Genomic DNA, 19,483 nt, shown 5'->3' on the forward strand with positions numbered 1-19,483 from the left:
AGCAAGGATGAAGGCGGCCGTCACACGCCGTTCTTCAACAACTATCGTCCGCAGTTCTACTTCCGTACGACGGACGTGACGGGCTCGATCGAGCTGCCGAAGGACAAGGAAATGGTGATGCCGGGCGACAACGTGTCGATCACGGTGAAGCTGATTGCACCGATCGCGATGGAAGAAGGTCTGCGCTTCGCGATTCGCGAAGGCGGCCGTACGGTCGGCGCCGGCGTCGTCGCCAAGGTCATCGAGTAAGCCAGTTATTCGTTGATCGACAGTTTTGGGGCTGGCAGTAGCCAGCCTCAACATGGTTTAGGGGTATAGCTCAACTGGCAGAGCGTCGGTCTCCAAAACCGAAGGTTGGGGGTTCGATTCCCTCTGCCCCTGCCAAAAAATAGCCACGTGTTCTACGTGGCATTTGTTTTAAGGTGTTATGGCGAATCCATCCGTCGAAACTGTAAATACCTCCGGCGATAAGCTGATGCTGGCCCTGGGCGTATTGTTGGTCTTGGCCGGATTCGTGGGCTTCTTCTGGCTGGCCAATCAGCAGTGGTATGTCCGCGGTGCCGCGTTGGCGGTAGGTATCATCGCCGGCGTGGCCGTCGGGCTGATGTCCGCACCTGGTAAAAGCCTCATCGCCTTTGCCAAGGATTCGTACAAGGAAGTCCGGAAGGTCGTTTGGCCCACCCGCAAGGAGGCAACGCAAACCACACTCGTCGTGTTCGGTTTCGTGCTCGTGATGGCGATTTTCCTCTGGTTGAGTGATAAATCGATCGAATGGGTGATTTTCTCGGCGATTCTGGGTTGGAAATGATATGAGCGATACTCCGGCATCCCCGAGCGGAAAACGTTGGTACGTCGTGCACGCCTACTCCGGTATGGAGAAGAGCGTGCAACGTGCGCTTCAGGAGCGCATCGAACGTGCTGGCATGCAGGACAAATTCGGTCAGATCCTGGTCCCGACCGAAGAAGTGGTCGAAGTCAAAGGCGGCCACAAGGCTGTGACCGAGCGTCGTTTCTTTCCCGGCTACGTGCTGGTGGAAATGGAAATGACGGACGAAACGTGGCACCTCGTGAAGAACACCGCGAAGGTCACCGGTTTCGTCGGCGGTGCACGTAATCGCCCGACCCCGATTTCCCCGAAGGAAGTCGAGAAGATCATGTCGCAGATGCAGGAAGGCGTCGAAAAGCCGCGCCCGAAGACCCTGTTCGAAGTCGGCGAAATGGTGCGTGTCAAGGAAGGTCCCTTCACGGACTTCAACGGCACCGTCGAAGAAGTCAACTACGAAAAATCGCGCGTGCGTGTGTCGGTCACCATTTTTGGCCGCTCAACACCGGTCGAACTCGAGTTCGGTCAGGTCGAAAAAGTTTGATCCCGATTCGGTGGGCAGCCTCGGCTGCCCACCTTCGCGCTTACGGCCCGCGTCATGGCTGTTGAGGAGCGTCAGTAGCCAGCGGCGAAAGCGCGTTATCACTCACCGAACGCTGCTTGGCGTTCCAACGAGGTTTTCAAATGGCAAAGAAGATTGTCGGCTTTATCAAGCTGCAGATTCCTGCAGGTAAAGCCAACCCGTCGCCGCCGGTCGGTCCGGCACTGGGCCAGCGCGGCCTGAACATCATGGAGTTCTGCAAGGCGTTCAACGCGCAGACTCAAGGTATGGAGCCGGGTCTGCCGGTGCCGGTGGTCATCACGGCATTCGCTGACAAGAGCTTCACGTTCGTGATGAAGACGCCGCCGGCGACCGTCCTGATCAAGAAGGCGGCGAAGGTGGACAAGGGCTCGAGCAAGCCGCATACCGACAAGGTCGGTTCGATCACGCGCGCTCAAGCTGAAGAAATCGCGAAGACCAAGATGCCGGATCTTACGGCAGCTGATCTGGACGCAGCCGTTCGCACCATCGCTGGTAGCGCACGCTCGATGGGCATCACTGTGGAGGGCGTGTAAATGGCTAAGATCTCCAAGCGCCGTCAGGCATTTGCCGCCAAGGTTGATCGCCAGAAGCTGTACGCGATCGAAGACGCACTGAGCCTCGTGAAGGAATGCGCGAGCGCGAAGTTCGACGAGTCGATCGACGTCGCAGTCCAGCTCGGCATCGATGCGAAGAAGTCGGACCAGGTCGTTCGTGGTTCGGTCGTCCTGCCGGCAGGTACGGGCAAGTCGGTTCGCGTTGCTGTGTTCGCGCAAGGCGAGAAGGCCGAGCAGGCTCGTGCAGCAGGCGCGGAAATCGTCGGTATGGAAGACCTGGCTGAGCAGATCAAGGCTGGCCAGATGGACTTCGACATCGTGATCGCTTCGCCGGACACGATGCGTATCGTCGGTACGCTCGGCCAGATCCTCGGCCCGCGCGGCCTGATGCCGAACCCGAAGGTCGGTACGGTTACGCCGGACGTCGCAACCGCCGTCAAGAACGCGAAGGCTGGTCAGGTGCAATTCCGTGTCGACAAGGCCGGTATCATCCACGCGACGATCGGCCGTGCATCGTTCGAGCCGACCGCGCTGCGCTCCAACCTGTCGGCGCTGATCGAAGCGCTGCAGAAGGCGAAGCCGGCAACGAGCAAGGGCGTCTACCTGCGCAAGATCGCACTGTCGAGCACGATGGGCGTCGGCGTGCGTGTCGACCAGGCTACGCTGGCAGCACAGTAAGCAAGTATTTGGGCCGCTTCGCTCGCGAAGCGGCCTTCATGGGCTTTGGGCGGTTGTTCGTGCAGCAAGGCGGGCAACCGGTTATCAAAGACCGTTGGTGGGGCGCAGCAGTCAGGTGATCCCTTAATTCAAGCCAACGCAGATGGCGAACCCGAAAAAGTTTTGCAGTGGTGAAGCTGCAGGCCGCGAAGCGATTCGCGGCGTGTGGTGGAAATACTCCTAACGAGGTCGGACGCCGTTGTTGATCGAGGTACGTGAGGTTTCGTGCCGAACGTATCGTTTCTGGAGGCTAACCGTGCCGCTTAATAGAGAAGACAAGCAAGCCGTCGTCGCTGAGGTTTCCGCGCAAGTCGCGAAGGCCCAGACCGTTGTGCTGGCTGAGTATCGTGGAATTGCGGTTGGCGATCTGACCAAGCTGCGCGCGAAAGCGCGTGAGCAACAGGTTTACCTGCGCGTGTTGAAGAACACGCTGGCGCGTCGCGCTGTTGAAGGTACGCCGTTTGCTCCGCTGGCAGAGCAGATGACTGGTCCGCTGATCTACGGCATCTCGGAAGATGCAATTGCTGCTGCTAAGGTCGTCAACGACTTCAGCAAGAGCAATGACAAGTTGGTCATCAAGGCTGGTTCGTTCGATGGCAAGGTGATGGACAAGGCTGGCGTGCAAGCGCTGGCAAGCATCCCGAGCCGCGAAGAACTGCTCTCGAAGCTGCTGTTCGTTATGCAATCGCCTGTTTCGAGCTTCGCGCGTGCCCTGGCCGCGCTGGCCGAGAAGAAGCAAGCGGAAGCTGCGTAACCGAGCGTGCATCAGCGTCATTGATCGCTGGCTGTATCCGAATTCAATTTAGGAGTATTTCAAATGGCAATCGCAAAAGAAGACATCCTGGCAGCGGTCGAAGGGATGACCGTTCTGGAACTGAACGAACTGGTCAAGGCGTTCGAAGAGAAGTTTGGCGTGTCGGCAGCTGCAGTGGCAGTCGCTGGCCCGGCAGGCGGCGGCGCTGCTGCTGCTGCTGAAGAGCAGACCGAATTCACGGTCATGCTGCTCGAAGCAGGCGGCAACAAGGTTGCAGTCATCAAGGCAGTTCGCGAACTGACGGGCCTGGGCCTGAAGGAAGCGAAGGATCTGGTTGACGGCGCACCGAAGCCTGTCAAGGAAGCGGTGCCGAAGGCTGCTGCTGACGAAGCCAAGAAGAAGCTGGAAGACGCAGGCGCGAAGGCTGAGATCAAGTAAGTTTCGGCGCGCTGTGCGAAGGCTGGCGGTATTTTCACCGCCGGCCTTTTTGTGCTTTGTGGGGACGTTATTCTGGCACTCATTCGGGAGCCCGAATAATCGGCCCCAGAAGCCAAAGAAAACCGCCTGATCGTTGTCATTGGTCACGATTTGGCGATTTTCTTTGTCTTCTGAAGCGACTGCAGAAGGCAAGTTTGGTCGGGTAGCGGGCAACACAGGCATCCGCTGCCGTCAGCCAGCGGTTGGTAGCGGCCAACCACCAAGCTTCTCGGCTCGTTCAAGCCGTTGGACGGCCATCGGGTCTCAGTCGGTGAACACTCGGGTTTGAAACGTCCAGGTATTCCGCCTCGATAGCACCCGCCGTGATTCGGAGATCGTATGCAATATTCCTTCACCGAGAAGAAGCGCATTCGCAAGAGTTTCGCGAAGCGCCCCATCGTTCACCAAGTTCCTTTCTTGCTGGCTACCCAGCTTGAATCATTCAGCACGTTTCTGCAAGCCGATGTGCTCGCGACGCAACGCAAGCCTGAAGGTTTGCAGGCCGCGTTCACGTCGGTATTTCCCATTGTTTCGCACAACGGCTTCGCGCGCCTCGAGTTCGTGAGCTATGCGCTGTCCGCGCCGGCATTCAACATCAAGGAATGCCAGCAGCGCGGCCTGACGTACTGCTCCGCGCTGCGCGCGAAGGTCCGCCTTGTCATCCTCGACAAGGAATCGCCGAACAAGCCGGTCGTCAAGGAAGTGAAAGAGCAGGAAGTGTACATGGGCGAAATGCCGCTCATGACGCCGACGGGCTCGTTCGTCATCAACGGCACCGAGCGTGTCATCGTCTCGCAGCTGCACCGTTCGCCGGGCGTGTTCTTCGAACACGACAAGGGCAAGACGCACAGCTCGGGCAAGCTGCTGTTCTCGGCACGGATCATTCCGTACCGCGGCTCGTGGCTCGACTTCGAATTCGACCCGAAGGACATCCTGTACTTCCGTGTCGACCGTCGCCGCAAGATGCCGGTCACGATCCTGCTGAAGGCCATCGGCCTCACGCCGGAACAGATCCTCGCGAACTTCTTCGTGTTCGACAACTTCACGCTGATGGACGAAGGCGCGCAACTCGAGTTCGTGCCCGAGCGCCTGCGTGGTGAAGTCGCGCGTTTCGACATCACGGATCGCGACGGCAAGGTCATTGTCCAGAAGGACAAGCGGATCAACGCGAAGCACATTCGCGACCTCGAAGCCGCGAAGACCAAGTTCATTTCGGTGCCGGAAGACTATCTGCTCGGCCGCGTGCTGGCGAAGAACGTCGTCGACGGCGATACCGGCGAAGTGATCGCGAGCGCGAACGACGAAGTCACGGAAAGCGTGCTCGAGAAGCTGCGCGAAGCGGGCATCAAGGACATCCAGACGCTCTACACGAACGATCTGGACCAGGGTCCGTACATCTCGTCGACGCTGCGTGTCGACGAAACGACCGACAAGACGGCTGCGCGCATCGCGATCTACCGCATGATGCGCCCGGGCGAGCCGCCGACCGAAGAAGCGGTCGAGGCACTGTTCAACCGCCTGTTCTACAGCGAAGAAGCGTACGACCTGTCGAAGGTCGGCCGTATGAAGTTCAACCGCCGCGTCAGCCGTGACGAGATCACCGGCCCGATGACGCTGCAGGACGACGACATCCTCGCGACGATCAAGATCCTCGTCGAGTTGCGCAACGGCAAGGGCGAAGTGGACGACATCGACCACCTCGGCAACCGTCGTGTGCGTTGCGTCGGCGAACTGGCGGAGAACCAGTTCCGCGCAGGTCTCGTGCGTGTCGAACGCGCGGTCAAGGAACGCCTCGGCCAGGCCGAAAGCGAAAACCTGATGCCGCACGACCTGATCAACTCGAAGCCGATTTCATCGGCGATCCGCGAGTTCTTCGGTTCGTCGCAGCTGTCGCAGTTCATGGACCAGACCAACCCGCTGTCGGAAATCACGCACAAGCGCCGTGTTTCCGCACTGGGCCCGGGCGGTCTGACGCGCGAGCGTGCAGGCTTCGAAGTCCGCGACGTGCACCCGACCCACTATGGCCGCGTGTGCCCGATCGAAACGCCGGAAGGTCCGAACATCGGCCTGATCAACTCGCTCGCACTGTATGCGCACCTGAACGAGTACGGCTTCCTCGAGACGCCGTACCGCAAGGTCGTGGACAGCAAGGTGACCGACCAGATCGATTACCTGTCGGCGATCGAGGAAGGTCGCTACATGATCGCGCAGGCGAACGCCGCGATCGACGAGAATGGCCAGCTGATCGACGAACTCGTGTCGTCGCGTGAAGCCGGCGAAACGATGATGGTCACGCCGGATCGTATCCAGTACATGGACGTCGCGCCGTCGCAGATCGTGTCGGTTGCAGCCTCGCTGATCCCGTTCCTCGAGCACGACGATGCGAACCGTGCACTGATGGGTTCGAACATGCAGCGTCAGGCCGTGCCGTGTCTGCGTCCGGAAAAGCCGGTCGTCGGTACGGGCATCGAGCGTACCTGCGCGGTCGACTCGGGCACGACGGTCCAGGCATTCCGAGGCGGCGTCGTCGACTATGTCGACGCAGGCCGTATCGTGATTCGCGTGAACGACGACGAAGCGGTCGCGGGTGAAGTCGGTGTCGACATCTACAACCTGATCAAGTACACGCGTTCGAACCAGAACACGAACATCAACCAGCGTCCGATCGTGAAGATGGGCGACAAGGTCTCGCGCGGCGACGTGCTGGCCGACGGCGCCTCGACGGACCTGGGCGAGCTCGCGCTCGGTCAGAACATGCTGATCGCGTTCATGCCGTGGAACGGCTACAACTTCGAGGATTCGATCCTGATCTCGGAGAAGGTCGTGGCTGACGATCGCTACACGTCGATCCACATCGAAGAGCTGAACGTCGTTGCACGCGACACGAAGCTCGGACCGGAAGAAATCACGCGCGACATCTCGAACCTGGCTGAAGTCCAGCTCGGCCGTCTCGACGAATCGGGCATCGTGTACATCGGTGCGGAAGTCGAAGCGGGCGACGTGATGGTCGGCAAGGTCACGCCGAAGGGCGAGACCCAGCTGACGCCGGAAGAGAAGCTGCTGCGCGCGATCTTCGGTGAGAAGGCATCGGACGTGAAGGACACGTCGCTGCGCGTGCCGTCGGGCATGAGCGGCACCGTGATCGACGTGCAGGTGTTCACGCGTGAAGGCATCCAGCGCGACAAGCGTGCGCAACAGATCATCGACGACGAACTGAAGCGCTACCGTCTCGACCTGAACGACCAGCTGCGCATCGTGGAAGGCGACGCGTTCCAGCGTCTCGCGCGCATGCTCGTGGGCAAGGTCGCGAACGGCGGCCCGAAGAAGCTCGCGAAGGGCACGAAGATCGACCAGGCTTACCTGGAAGACCTCGACCACTACCACTGGTTCGACATCCGCCTCGCGGACGACGAAGCGGCGGCGCAGCTCGAAGCGATCAAGAACTCGATCGAAGAAAAGCGTCACCAGTTCGACCTCGCGTTCGAAGAGAAGCGCAAGAAGCTCACGCAAGGCGACGAACTGCCGCCGGGCGTGTTGAAGATGGTCAAGGTGTACCTCGCGGTGAAGCGCCGTCTGCAGCCTGGCGACAAGATGGCAGGCCGTCACGGTAACAAGGGTGTCGTGTCGAAGATCGTTCCGATCGAAGACATGCCGTACATGGCCGACGGCCGTCCGGCAGACGTCGTGCTGAACCCGCTCGGCGTGCCGTCGCGGATGAACGTGGGCCAGGTTCTGGAAGTGCACCTCGGCTGGGCCGCGAAGGGCCTCGGCTGGCGTATCGGCGAAATGCTGCAGCGTCAGACGAAGATCGAGGAACTGCGCGTGTTCCTGACGAAGATCTACAACGACTCGGGCCGCCAGGAAGATCTGGAAAGCTTCACCGACGACGAGATCCTCGAACTCGCGAAGAACCTGCGCGAAGGCGTGCCGTTCGCAACGCCGGTGTTCGACGGTGCGACCGAGGAAGAAATGGGCAAGATGCTCAACCTCGCGTTCCCGGACGACATCGCGGAACAGCTCGGCATGAACCCGTCGAAGAACCAGGTCCGTCTGTACGACGGCCGCACGGGTGAAATGTTCGAACGTCGCGTGACGCTTGGCTACATGCACTACCTGAAGCTGCACCATTTGGTCGACGACAAGATGCACGCACGTTCGACGGGCCCGTACTCGCTCGTCACGCAGCAGCCGCTGGGCGGCAAGGCGCAGTTCGGCGGCCAGCGTTTCGGTGAAATGGAAGTGTGGGCACTCGAAGCCTACGGCGCGTCCTACGTGCTGCAGGAAATGCTGACGGTGAAGTCGGACGACGTGAACGGCCGGACCAAGGTCTATGAGAACCTGGTCAAGGGCGATCACGTGATCGATGCAGGCATGCCGGAATCCTTCAACGTGCTCGTGAAGGAAATCCGCTCGCTCGGTATCGATATCGATCTCGACCGCAATTAATCGGACTACGGAGAGAAAGCAATGAAAGCTCTGCTCGATCTATTCAAGCAAGTCCAACAAGAAGAAGTTTTCGACGCGATCAAGATCGGTCTGGCTTCGCCGGACAAGATCCGTTCGTGGTCGTTCGGCGAAGTGAAGAAGCCGGAGACCATCAACTACCGTACGTTCAAGCCGGAACGCGATGGTCTCTTTTGCGCGAAGATCTTCGGGCCGATCAAGGACTACGAGTGCCTGTGCGGCAAGTACAAGCGTCTGAAGCACCGCGGCGTGATCTGCGAGAAGTGCGGCGTCGAAGTGACGCTGGCGAAGGTGCGTCGCGAGCGGATGGGCCACATCGAACTGGCCTCGCCGGTCGCGCACATCTGGTTCCTGAAGTCGCTGCCGTCGCGTCTGGGCATGGTGCTCGACATGACGCTGCGCGACATCGAACGCGTGCTGTACTTCGAAGCCTACGTGGTGATCGAACCGGGCATGACGCCGCTGAAGGCGCGGCAGATCATGACCGAAGAGGATTACTACAACAAGGTCGAGGAATACGGCGACGAATTCCGTGCCGAAATGGGCGCGGAAGGCGTGCGTGAACTGCTGCGCGCGATCAACATCGACGAGCAGGTCGAGACGCTGCGCACCGAGCTGAAGAACACCGGCTCGGAAGCGAAGATCAAGAAGTACGCGAAGCGCCTGAAGGTCCTCGAGGCATTCCAGCGCTCGGGCATCAAGCCCGAGTGGATGATTCTCGAAGTGCTGCCGGTGCTGCCGCCGGAACTGCGTCCGCTCGTGCCGCTGGACGGTGGCCGTTTCGCGACGTCGGACCTGAACGACCTGTACCGCCGCGTGATCAACCGTAACAACCGGTTGAAGCGTCTGCTCGAGCTGAAGGCACCTGAAATCATCGTCCGCAACGAAAAGCGGATGCTGCAGGAAGCCGTCGACTCGCTGCTCGACAACGGTCGTCGCGGCAAGGCGATGACGGGCGCGAACAAGCGTCCGCTGAAGTCGCTCGCCGACATGATCAAGGGCAAGGGCGGTCGTTTCCGTCAGAACCTGCTGGGCAAGCGCGTCGACTACTCGGGCCGTTCGGTCATCGTGGTCGGCCCGACGCTGAAGCTGCACCAGTGCGGTCTGCCGAAGCTGATGGCGCTCGAGCTGTTCAAGCCGTTCATCTTCAACAAGCTGGAAGTGATGGGCGTCGCGACGACCATCAAGGCTGCGAAGAAGGAAGTCGAGAACCAGACGCCGGTGGTGTGGGACATCCTCGAAGAGGTGATCCGCGAGCACCCGGTGATGCTGAACCGTGCGCCTACGCTGCACCGTCTCGGTATCCAGGCGTTCGAGCCCGTGCTGATCGAAGGCAAGGCGATCCAGCTGCACCCGCTCGTCTGCGCGGCGTTCAACGCCGACTTCGACGGTGACCAGATGGCCGTTCACGTGCCGCTGTCGCTCGAAGCGCAGATGGAAGCGCGCACGCTGATGCTTGCGTCGAACAACGTGCTGTTCCCGGCCAACGGCGATCCGTCGATCGTGCCGTCGCAGGATATCGTGCTGGGCCTGTACTACGCGACCCGCGAAGCAGTCAACGCCAAGGGCGAAGGTCTTTCGTTCACCGGCGTGTCGGAGGCGATCCGCGCGTACGAGAACAAGGAAGTCGAACTCGCATCGCGCGTCAACGTGCGGATCACCGAAATGGTCCGCAACGAAGACACGTCGGAAGGCGCGCCGGAATTCGTGCCGAAGATCTCGCTGTACGCGACGACCGTCGGCCGCGCGATCCTGTCGGAGATCCTGCCGCACGGCCTGCCGTTCTCGGTGCTGAACAAGCCGCTGAAGAAGAAGGAAATCTCGCGCCTGATCAACACGGCGTTCCGCAAGTGCGGTCTGCGCGCGACGGTGGTGTTCGCTGACCAGCTGATGCAGTCCGGTTTCCGTCTCGCGACGCGCGCCGGCATTTCGATCTGCGTGGACGACATGCTCGTGCCGCCGCAGAAGGAAACGATCGTCGGCGACGCCGCGAAGAAGGTGAAGGAGTACGACCGCCAGTACATGTCGGGTCTCGTCACCGCGCAGGAGCGCTACAACAACGTGGTCGACATCTGGTCGGCGACGTCGGAAGCGGTCGGCAAGGCGATGATGGAGCAGCTGTCGACGGAGCCGGTGACGGACCGCGACGGCAACGAGACGCGCCAGGAGTCGTTCAACTCGATCTACATGATGGCCGACTCGGGCGCCCGGGGTTCGGCGGTGCAGATTCGTCAGCTGGCCGGTATGCGTGGCCTGATGGCGAAGCCGGACGGCTCGATTATCGAGACGCCGATTACCGCGAACTTCCGCGAAGGTCTGAACGTGTTGCAGTACTTCATCTCGACCCACGGTGCACGTAAGGGTCTGGCTGATACGGCACTGAAGACCGCGAACTCGGGTTACCTGACGCGTCGTCTCGTCGACGTCACGCAGGATCTGGTCGTGGTGGAAGACGATTGCGGCACGTCGAACGGCGTCGCGATGAAGGCGTTGGTCGAAGGCGGTGAAGTCGTCGAAGCGCTGCGCGACCGTATCCTCGGCCGCGTCGCGGTCGCGGACGTCGTGAACCCGGAAACGCAGGAAACGCTGTACGAATCGGGCACGCTGCTCGACGAAACGGCGGTCGAGGAAATCGAACGCCTCGGCATCGACGAAGTGCGCGTGCGCACGCCGCTGACCTGCGAAACGCGTTACGGCCTGTGCGCAGCCTGCTACGGCCGTGACCTCGGCCGCGGCTCGCTCGTGAACGTCGGCGAAGCAGTCGGCGTGATCGCGGCACAGTCGATCGGTGAACCGGGCACGCAGCTGACGATGCGTACGTTCCACATCGGTGGTGCGGCATCGCGTGCGGCAGTGGCTTCGTCGGTCGAAGCGAAGAGCAACGGTATCGTGCGCTTCACGGCCACGATGCGCTACGTCACGAACGCGAAGGGCGAGCAGATCGTCATTTCCCGTTCGGGCGAAGCGATGATCACCGACGACTTCGGTCGCGAGCGCGAGCGTCACAAAGTGCCGTACGGCGCGACGCTGCTGCAGCTCGATGGCGCAACCATCAAGGCCGGCACGCAGCTCGCCACGTGGGATCCGCTGACGCGTCCGATCATCACCGAGTACGGTGGTACGGTGAAGTTCGAGAACGTCGAGGAAGGCGTGACCGTCGCGAAGCAGATCGACGACGTGACCGGCCTGTCGACGCTGGTCGTGATCGACGTGAAGCGTCGCGGTTCGCAGGCTTCGAAGAGCGTGCGTCCGCAGGTGAAGCTGCTCGACGCGAACGGCGACGAAGTGAAGATTCCGGGCACGGAGCACGCAGTGCAGATCGGCTTCCAGGTCGGCGCACTGATCACAGTGAAGGATGGCCAGCAGGTGCAGGTCGGTGAAGTGCTCGCACGTATCCCGACCGAAGCGCAGAAGACGCGTGACATTACCGGCGGTCTGCCGCGGGTGGCGGAACTGTTCGAAGCGCGTTCGCCGAAGGATGCCGGCATTCTCGCGGAAGTCACCGGTACGACGTCGTTCGGCAAGGACACGAAGGGCAAGCAGCGTCTCGTCATCACGGATCTCGAGGGCAACCAGCACGAGTTCCTGATTGCGAAGGAAAAGCAGGTTCTGGTTCACGATGCTCAGGTCGTCAACAAGGGCGAGATGATCGTGGACGGTCCGGCCGATCCGCACGACATCCTGCGTCTGCAGGGTATCGAGGCGCTGTCGCGCTACATCGTCGACGAAGTGCAGGACGTGTATCGTCTGCAGGGCGTGAAGATCAACGACAAGCACATCGAGGTGATCGTTCGCCAGATGCTGCGTCGTGTGCAGATCACCGACAACGGCGATACGCGCTTCATCCCGGGCGAACAGGTCGAGCGTTCCGACATGCTGGACGAGAACGATCGCATGATCGCCGAGGACAAGCGTCCGGCTTCGTACGACAACGTGCTGCTCGGTATCACGAAGGCATCGCTGTCGACCGACTCGTTCATCTCCGCGGCATCGTTCCAGGAAACGACCCGCGTGCTGACCGAAGCGGCGATCATGGGCAAGCGCGACGATCTGCGTGGCCTGAAGGAAAACGTGATCGTCGGCCGTCTGATTCCGGCCGGTACGGGTCTCGCGTTCCACAAGGCACGCAAGGCGAAGGAATCGTCGGATCGCGAGCGTTTCGACCAGATCGCAGCGGAAGAATCGTTCGACTTCGGCACGCCGAGCGCGCCGGCAGAAGAGCCGCAACACCCGGCAGCCGAGTAAGCGCGGGCGGCGCAAGCCGCCTCGCCTCGCTGTCACCGAAACCGCCCGGTTCTGCCGGGCGGTTTTTTTTCATCCGTCGTTCACGCGCATGACGCGCCTGCGCAGCGCCGGCCCAGGCTGCTTGCGAGCGATGCGTCACATGGCTGCAGGCGAGGCGGCATGCAGCGCGATCGCTTGCGGCGCGGCCGTGGCAGGCCCGTCATGCGCGCGAACGAACCCTGGCCGATCGGCCAACATTGCACGATTCGCCGCGCGTCGCGCGAGCGGGTTGTTAAAATTGCGGTCATCATTCGGCCGTCCTTGTGCTCATTCATGTCCCGCGCCCTCGAAATACTCGACGAAGTCTTTGGTTATTCCGCATTTCGCGGCCAGCAGGGCGAGATCGTCGAACACGTCGCCGGCGGCGGCGATTGTCTCGTGCTGATGCCGACCGGCGGCGGCAAGTCGCTGTGCTACCAGATTCCGGCGCTGCTGCGCCGCGAAACCGGGCAGGGCGCCGGCATCGTCGTGTCGCCGCTGATCGCGCTGATGCAGGACCAGGTCGCCGCGCTGCGCGAAGTCGGCGTGCGTGCGGCGTACCTGAATTCGACGCTGTCGGGCGCCGAAGCCGCAGCGACCGAGCGCGCGCTGCGCGAAGGCGAAATCGACCTGCTGTACGTCGCGCCTGAACGGCTGATGACGGGGCGCTTCCTCGACCTGCTGGAGCGCGCGAAGATCGGCCTGTTCGCGATCGACGAAGCGCACTGCGTGTCGCAATGGGGGCACGATTTCCGCCCGGAATACATCCAGCTGTCGGTGCTGCATGAGCGGTTCCCGTCGGTGCCACGCATCGCGCTGACCGCCACGGCCGATGCGATCACGCGTGACGAGATCATCCATCGTCTCGCGCTCGACGACGCACGCGTGTTCGTGTCGAGCTTCGACCGCCCGAACATCCGCTACCGGATCGTCGAAAAGGACAACGCGCGCTCGCAGCTGCTCGACTTCATCCGCGCCGAACACACGAATGCCGACGGCACGACGGATGCGGGCGTCGTCTATTGCCTGTCGCGCCGCAAGGTCGAGGAAACGGCCGAGTGGCTGAAGGCGCAGGGCGTGCGTGCGCTGCCGTATCACGCGGGGATGGAGTTCGGGGTGCGGCAGAAGCACCAGGAAATGTTCCAGCGCGAGGAAGGCATCGTGATGTGCGCGACGATCGCGTTCGGCATGGGCATCGACAAACCCGACGTGCGTTTCGTCGCGCACCTGGATCTGCCGAAGAGCGTCGAAGGCTACTACCAGGAAACGGGGCGCGCCGGCCGTGACGGAATGCCCGCGAATGCGTGGATGGCGTACGGCCTCGGCGACGTCGTTCAGCAGCGCAAGATGATCGAGGAGTCCGATGCGGACGACGCGCACAAGCGTGTCCAGACGTCGAAGCTCGACGCGCTGCTCGGGCTGTGCGAGACGATCTCGTGCCGCCGCGTGCGGCTGCTGAACTACTTCGGCGAGGCGAGCCAGCCGTGCGGCAACTGCGACACGTGCCTCGAGCCGCCCGATTCGTGGGATGCAACGCGCGAGGCGCAGATGGCGCTGTCGTGCGTGTTCCGCGCGCAGCGCGCGAGCGGCTTCAATTTCGGCGCGAGCCATCTGATCGAGATCCTGCGCGGCGGCCGCACCGAGAAGGTGTTGCAGCGCAGTCACGACCAGCTCACGACGTTCGGGATCGGTGCGTCGCTGTCGGAACCCGAGTGGCGTGCGATTTTCCGGCAGCTCGTCGCGTACGGCTACCTGGCCGTCGATCACGGCGGCTTCGGCGCGCTCGTGCTCACCGAGGCCGCGAAGCCCGTGCTGAAGAACGAGGAGAAGGTCACGCTGCGCCGCTACGTGAAGCCGCAGCGCACGCGCCAGTCGTCGAGTCGCAGCGGCACGCGCGTCGATCCGACTGCCGGCATGGGCACGCGTGAGCGCGCGCGGTGGGATGCGCTGCGCGCATGGCGCGCGGAAACCGCGAAGACGGACGGCGTGCCGGCCTATGTGATCTTCCACGACGCGACGCTAGCCGAGATCGCACGCAACGGGCCGGAGACGATCGACGACCTGCGCCATATCCCCGGAATGGGCGTGCGCAAGCTCGAACGCTTCGGCGACGAGATCATCGATGTCGTCGAGTCGGCCTGACACAGGTGTTCTGACCCTTCCGGTGAGCCGTGCGGCCGGCCGGCGAATCACGCAAGCCGTTGACTTGGTTGGCATTTCCGGAATATGATGTTGGGTTCCGGTATTCGGTGGGCCGAGTCGCGTTCGAAGGTTCGCGTCCGTTTCACGGTTCGGAAGTCAACTGTGCGTCGATTCTCGCTTTGCCCGAAATCGATGCGCAGATTTTGTTCAATTTCAGGAATAAACAATGCCAACCATCAACCAACTGGTTCGCAAAGGCCGTCAGTCGGAAACGACGAAGAGCAAGAGCCCGGCCCTGCAGGACTGTCCCCAGCGTCGCGGCGTGTGCACCCGTGTGTACACGACGACGCCGAAGAAGCCGAACTCGGCACTCCGTAAGGTTGCCAAGGTTCGTTTGACGAACGGCTTCGAAGTGATTTCGTACATCGGCGGTGAAGGCCACAACCTGCAGGAACACTCGGTTGTGCTGATCCGCGGCGGTCGTGTGAAGGACTTGCCGGGTGTGCGTTACCACATGGTTCGCGGCTCGCTGGATACCCAGGGCGTCAAGGACCGTAAGCAAGCGCGCTCGAAGTACGGCGCGAAGCGTGCAAAGGCTGCCAAGTAAGCAGTTTTTGATCAGGGATCGCCTCTGGGCGGTCAAGGCGGGAGTGCCGGATTGCCGGTGCTGTCGAGTAAGTGGTCACCCGGCCAAGCTGGTTAGTCGTGAAGATGTGATCGGGTTTGTTGGTGGCCGCGGAGCTGGATACAGCTCCAACTGAACTAGTAAAGGAAGAATCATGCCGCGTCGTCGCGAAGTCCCCAAGCGGGAAGTGTTGCCGGATCCGAAGTTCGGCAACGTTGATGTTGCCAAGTTCATGAACATGCTGATGCTGTCCGGCAAGAAGTCGGTCGCAGAACGCATCGTTTACGGCGCATTCGAACAGATCCAGACCAAGGGTGGCAAGGACCCGCTGGAAGTGTTCACGGTTGCGCTCAACAACGTGAAGCCGGTGGTCGAAGTGAAGAGCCGTCGCGTTGGTGGTGCCAACTATCAAGTTCCGGTCGAAGTGCGCCCGTCGCGTCGTATGGCATTGGCGATGCGCTGGCTGCGTGAGGCCGCGAAGAAGCGCAGCGAGAAGTCGATGGCTCTGCGCCTGGCAGGTGAACTCTCCGAAGCGGCCGAAGGCCGTGGCGGCGCGATGAAGAAGCGCGACGAAGTTCACCGCATGGCAGAAGCCAACCGCGCGTTCTCGCATTTCCGTTTCTAAGCGCCTGGCTGGGCTGTTAGCGGAAATAAATTCCGGGCGGGTGCGCTTTTCAGGCGCCTCGCCCGTTTGTGTTGAAGCATGATGCAGCTGAGCTGCATCGTGTCATCCCAGTAGAGGATCAAAGTGGCTCGCAAGACTCCTATCGAGCGCTACCGCAATATCGGTATTAGCGCTCACATCGACGCCGGCAAGACGACGACGACCGAGCGCATTCTGTTTTACACCGGTGTGAACCACAAGATCGGTGAAGTCCATGACGGCGCAGCCACGATGGACTGGATGGAGCAGGAACAGGAGCGTGGCATCACGATCACGTCCGCTGCTACCACGGCCTTCTGGAAGGGCATGGGCGGCAACTATCCGGAACACCGCATCAACATCATCGACACCCCGGGGCACGTCGACTTCACGATCGAAGTGGAGCGCTCGATGCGCGTGCTCGACGGCGCATGCATGGTGTACTGCGCAGTGGGCGGCGTGCAGCCGCAGTCGGAAACGGTGTGGCGCCAGGCTAACAAGTACAAGGTGCCGCGTCTCGCGTTCGTCAACAAGATGGACCGTACCGGCGCGAACTTCTTCAAGGTCTACGACCAGCTCCGTCTGCGCCTGAAGGCGAACCCGGTTCCGGTCGTGGTGCCGATCGGTGCGGAAGAAGGCTTCAAGGGCGTCGTCGACCTGATCAAGATGAAGGCGATCGTTTGGGACGAGGCATCGCAAGGTACCAAGTTCGACTACGTGGACATCCCGGCGGAACTCGTCGACACGTGCAACGAATGGCGTGAAAAGATGGTCGAGGCGGCTGCCGAGTCGAGCGAAGACCTGATGAACAAGTACCTGGAAGCGGGTGAGCTGTCCGAAGCCGAGATCGTGAAGGGTCTGCGCGACCGTACGATCGCGTGCGAAATTCAGCCGATGCTGTGCGGTACCGCGTTCAAGAACAAGGGCGTGCAGCGCATGCTCGACGCCGTGATCGATTTCCTGCCGTCGCCGGTCGACATTCCGCCGGTTACGGGTGAACTCGAAAATGGCGAGAAGACGGAGCGCCGTGCGGCCGACGACGAGAAGTTCGCGGCACTCGCGTTCAAGATCATGACCGACCCGTTCGTCGGCCAGCTGATCTTCTTCCGCGTCTACTCGGGCGTTGTCAATTCGGGCGACACGCTGCTCAATGCGACCAAGGACAAGAAAGAGCGTCTCGGCCGTATTCTGCAGATGCACGCGAACCAGCGTGAAGAAATCAAGGAAGTCCGTGCAGGCGACATCGCTGCTGCGGTCGGCCTGAAGGAAGCGACCACGGGCGACACGCTGTGCGATCCGGCTCACCCGATCGTGCTCGAACGCATGATTTTCCCGGAGCCGGTGATTTCGCAGGCCGTCGAGCCGAAGACGAAGGCTGACCAGGAAAAGATGGGCCTGGCGCTCAACCGTCTCGCTCAGGAAGATCCGTCGTTCCGCGTGCAGACCGACGAAGAATCGGGTCAAACGATCATTTCGGGCATGGGCGAGCTCCACCTCGAAATTCTGGTCGACCGGATGAAGCGTGAATTCGGCGTGGAAGCGACCGTCGGCAAGCCGCAGGTGGCGTACCGCGAAACTATTCGCAAGTCGGCCGCGGACGTCGAAGGCAAGTTCGTCAAGCAGTCGGGTGGCCGTGGTCAGTATGGCCATGCGGTCATTACGCTCGAGCGCAGCGAACTGGGCAAGGGCTACGAGTTCGTCGACGCGATCAAGGGCGGCGTGATCCCGCGCGAATACATCCCGTCGGTTGACAAGGGTATCCAGGAAACGCTGAAGAGCGGCGTGCTGGCAGGCTTCCCGGTCGTCGACGTGAAGGTCACGCTGACGTTTGGTTCGTACCACGACGTCGACTCGAACGAAAATGCGTTCCGCATGGCCGGTTCGATGGCGTTCAAGGAAGCGATGCGCCGCGCGGATCCGGTTCTGCTCGAGCCGATGATGGCCGTGGAAGTGGAAACGCCGGAAGACTTCATGGGTAACGTGATGGGTGACCTGTCGGGTCGTCGCGGCATCATCCAGGGCATGGACGACATGGTGGGCGGCGGCAAGATCGTGCGCGCCGAAGTGCCGTTGTCGGAAATGTTCGGCTATTCCACGTCGCTGCGTTCGCTGACGCAGGGTCGCGCAACGTACACGATGGAGTTCAAGCACTACGCTGAAGCTCCGAAGAACGTTGCAGAAGCGATCATCAGCGCGAAGACGAAGTAATTCGTTATCACAATCGATTATTTTTGAAAGAAGAGAATCATGGCAAAAGGTAAATTCGAGCGGACGAAGCCGCACGTGAACGTTGGTACGATTGGTCACGTTGACCACGGCAAGACGACGCTGACGGCAGCGATCACGACGGTTCTGACGAAGAAGTTTGGTGGCGAAGCGAAGGCGTACGACCAGATCGACGCGGCACCGGAAGAAAAGGCGCGCGGCATCACGATCAACACGGCACACGTCGAGTACGAAACGGCTAACCGCCACTACGCACACGTCGACTGCCCGGGCCACGCTGACTATGTGAAGAACATGATCACGGGCGCGGCACAGATGGACGGCGCGATCCTGGTTTGCTCGGCAGCAGACGGCCCGATGCCGCAAACGCGTGAGCACATCCTGCTGGCGCGTCAGGTTGGCGTTCCGTACATCATCGTGTTCCTGAACAAGTGCGACATGGTGGACGACGCTGAACTGCTCGAGCTGGTCGAGATGGAAGTTCGCGAACTCCTGTCGAAGTACGACTTCCCGGGCGACGACACGCCGATCGTGAAGGGTTCGGCAAAGCTGGCGCTGGAAGGCGACACGGGCGAGCTGGGCGAAGTGGCGATCATGAGCCTGGCCGACGCGCTGGACACGTACATCCCGACGCCGGAGCGTGCAGTTGACGGCGCGTTCCTGATGCCGGTGGAAGACGTGTTCTCGATCTCGGGCCGCGGCACGGTGGTGACGGGTCGTATCGAGCGCGGCATCGTGAAGGTCGGTGAAGAAATCGAAATCGTCGGTATCAAGCCGACGGTGAAGACGACCTGCACGGGCGTTGAAATGTTCCGCAAGCTGCTGGACCAAGGTCAAGCGGGCGACAACGTTGGTATCCTGCTGCGCGGCACGAAGCGTGAAGACGTGGAGCGTGGCCAGGTTCTGGCGAAGCCGGGTTCGATCACGCCGCACACGCACTTCACGGCTGAAGTGTACGTGCTGAGCAAGGATGAAGGCGGCCGTCACACGCCGTTCTTCAACAACTATCGTCCGCAGTTCTACTTCCGTACGACGGACGTGACGGGCTCGATCGAGCTGCCGAAGGACAAGGAAATGGTGATGCCGGGCGACAACGTGTCGATCACGGTGAAGCTGATTGCACCGATCGCGATGGAAGAAGGTCTGCGCTTCGCGATTCGCGAAGGCGGCCGTACGGTCGGCGCCGGCGTCGTCGCCAAGGTCATCGAGTAA

General features: G+C 61.3%; 14 protein-coding genes and 1 tRNA gene. All 15 read left to right on the plus strand.

What is annotated here, in order from left to right; translation table 11 throughout:
- Window positions 1-249: EF-Tu C-terminal domain-related protein (locus tag BFF94_RS36640; RefSeq protein ID WP_219140428.1), on the plus strand; the 249-nt coding region annotated here is incomplete at its 5' end.
- 59 nt (window positions 250-308) lie between these two features.
- A tRNA-Trp gene (locus BFF94_RS36645) sits at window positions 309-384 on the plus strand.
- A 43-nt stretch (window positions 385-427) separates the two neighbouring features.
- Window positions 428-808, plus strand: a complete 381-nt coding sequence (secE, locus tag BFF94_RS36650) for a preprotein translocase subunit SecE (RefSeq protein ID WP_006482892.1) — start codon at window positions 428-430, stop codon at window positions 806-808.
- A gap of 1 nt (window position 809) precedes the next feature.
- Window positions 810-1,367 carry a transcription termination/antitermination protein NusG gene (nusG, locus tag BFF94_RS36655; protein WP_006400672.1) on the plus strand — a complete coding sequence of 186 codons (558 nt, stop codon included), beginning with the start codon at window positions 810-812 and terminating at the stop codon, window positions 1,365-1,367.
- A 140-nt stretch (window positions 1,368-1,507) separates the two neighbouring features.
- Entirely contained in the window at window positions 1,508-1,939 is a 432-nt protein-coding gene (gene rplK, locus BFF94_RS36660; protein ID WP_006753591.1) for a 50S ribosomal protein L11, read from the plus strand.
- Window positions 1,940-2,638: a 50S ribosomal protein L1 gene (gene rplA, locus BFF94_RS36665; RefSeq protein ID WP_006482906.1), complete on the plus strand. Its 699-nt coding sequence runs from the start codon at window positions 1,940-1,942 to the stop codon at window positions 2,636-2,638.
- A gap of 295 nt (window positions 2,639-2,933) precedes the next feature.
- Window positions 2,934-3,431 carry a 50S ribosomal protein L10 gene (rplJ, locus tag BFF94_RS36670; protein ID WP_128841625.1) on the plus strand — a complete coding sequence of 166 codons (498 nt, stop codon included), beginning with the start codon at window positions 2,934-2,936 and terminating at the stop codon, window positions 3,429-3,431.
- Window positions 3,432-3,494: 63 nt separating this feature from the next.
- Complete coding sequence (gene rplL, locus BFF94_RS36675) at window positions 3,495-3,869, plus strand: 50S ribosomal protein L7/L12 (RefSeq protein WP_011350669.1); 375 nt, start codon at window positions 3,495-3,497, stop codon at window positions 3,867-3,869.
- 378 nt (window positions 3,870-4,247) lie between these two features.
- A complete protein-coding gene (gene rpoB / locus BFF94_RS36680; protein WP_128841624.1) occupies window positions 4,248-8,354 on the plus strand; it encodes a DNA-directed RNA polymerase subunit beta in 4,107 nt (1,368 codons plus the stop codon).
- Window positions 8,355-8,375: 21 nt separating this feature from the next.
- Complete coding sequence (rpoC, locus tag BFF94_RS36685) at window positions 8,376-12,617, plus strand: DNA-directed RNA polymerase subunit beta' (protein ID WP_128841623.1); 4,242 nt, start codon at window positions 8,376-8,378, stop codon at window positions 12,615-12,617.
- Window positions 12,618-12,929: 312 nt separating this feature from the next.
- Window positions 12,930-14,777 carry a DNA helicase RecQ gene (recQ, locus tag BFF94_RS36690; protein WP_128841622.1) on the plus strand — a complete coding sequence of 616 codons (1,848 nt, stop codon included), beginning with the start codon at window positions 12,930-12,932 and terminating at the stop codon, window positions 14,775-14,777.
- A 226-nt stretch (window positions 14,778-15,003) separates the two neighbouring features.
- Window positions 15,004-15,384: a 30S ribosomal protein S12 gene (rpsL, locus tag BFF94_RS36695; protein ID WP_006400662.1), complete on the plus strand. Its 381-nt coding sequence runs from the start codon at window positions 15,004-15,006 to the stop codon at window positions 15,382-15,384.
- A gap of 172 nt (window positions 15,385-15,556) precedes the next feature.
- Window positions 15,557-16,027, plus strand: a complete 471-nt coding sequence (gene rpsG, locus BFF94_RS36700; protein ID WP_006477195.1) for a 30S ribosomal protein S7 — start codon at window positions 15,557-15,559, stop codon at window positions 16,025-16,027.
- Between the two features lie 123 nt (window positions 16,028-16,150).
- Window positions 16,151-18,253, plus strand: coding sequence for an elongation factor G (fusA, locus tag BFF94_RS36705; protein ID WP_128841621.1), 2,103 nt, complete (start codon window positions 16,151-16,153; stop codon window positions 18,251-18,253).
- Between the two features lie 39 nt (window positions 18,254-18,292).
- The gene (tuf, locus tag BFF94_RS36710; RefSeq protein ID WP_175045554.1) at window positions 18,293-19,483 is read left to right on the plus strand and encodes an elongation factor Tu; all 1,191 of its coding nucleotides are present in this window, start codon (window positions 18,293-18,295) and stop codon (window positions 19,481-19,483) included.

Source organism: Burkholderia catarinensis (assembly GCF_001883705.2).
GTDB lineage: Bacteria > Pseudomonadota > Gammaproteobacteria > Burkholderiales > Burkholderiaceae > Burkholderia > Burkholderia catarinensis.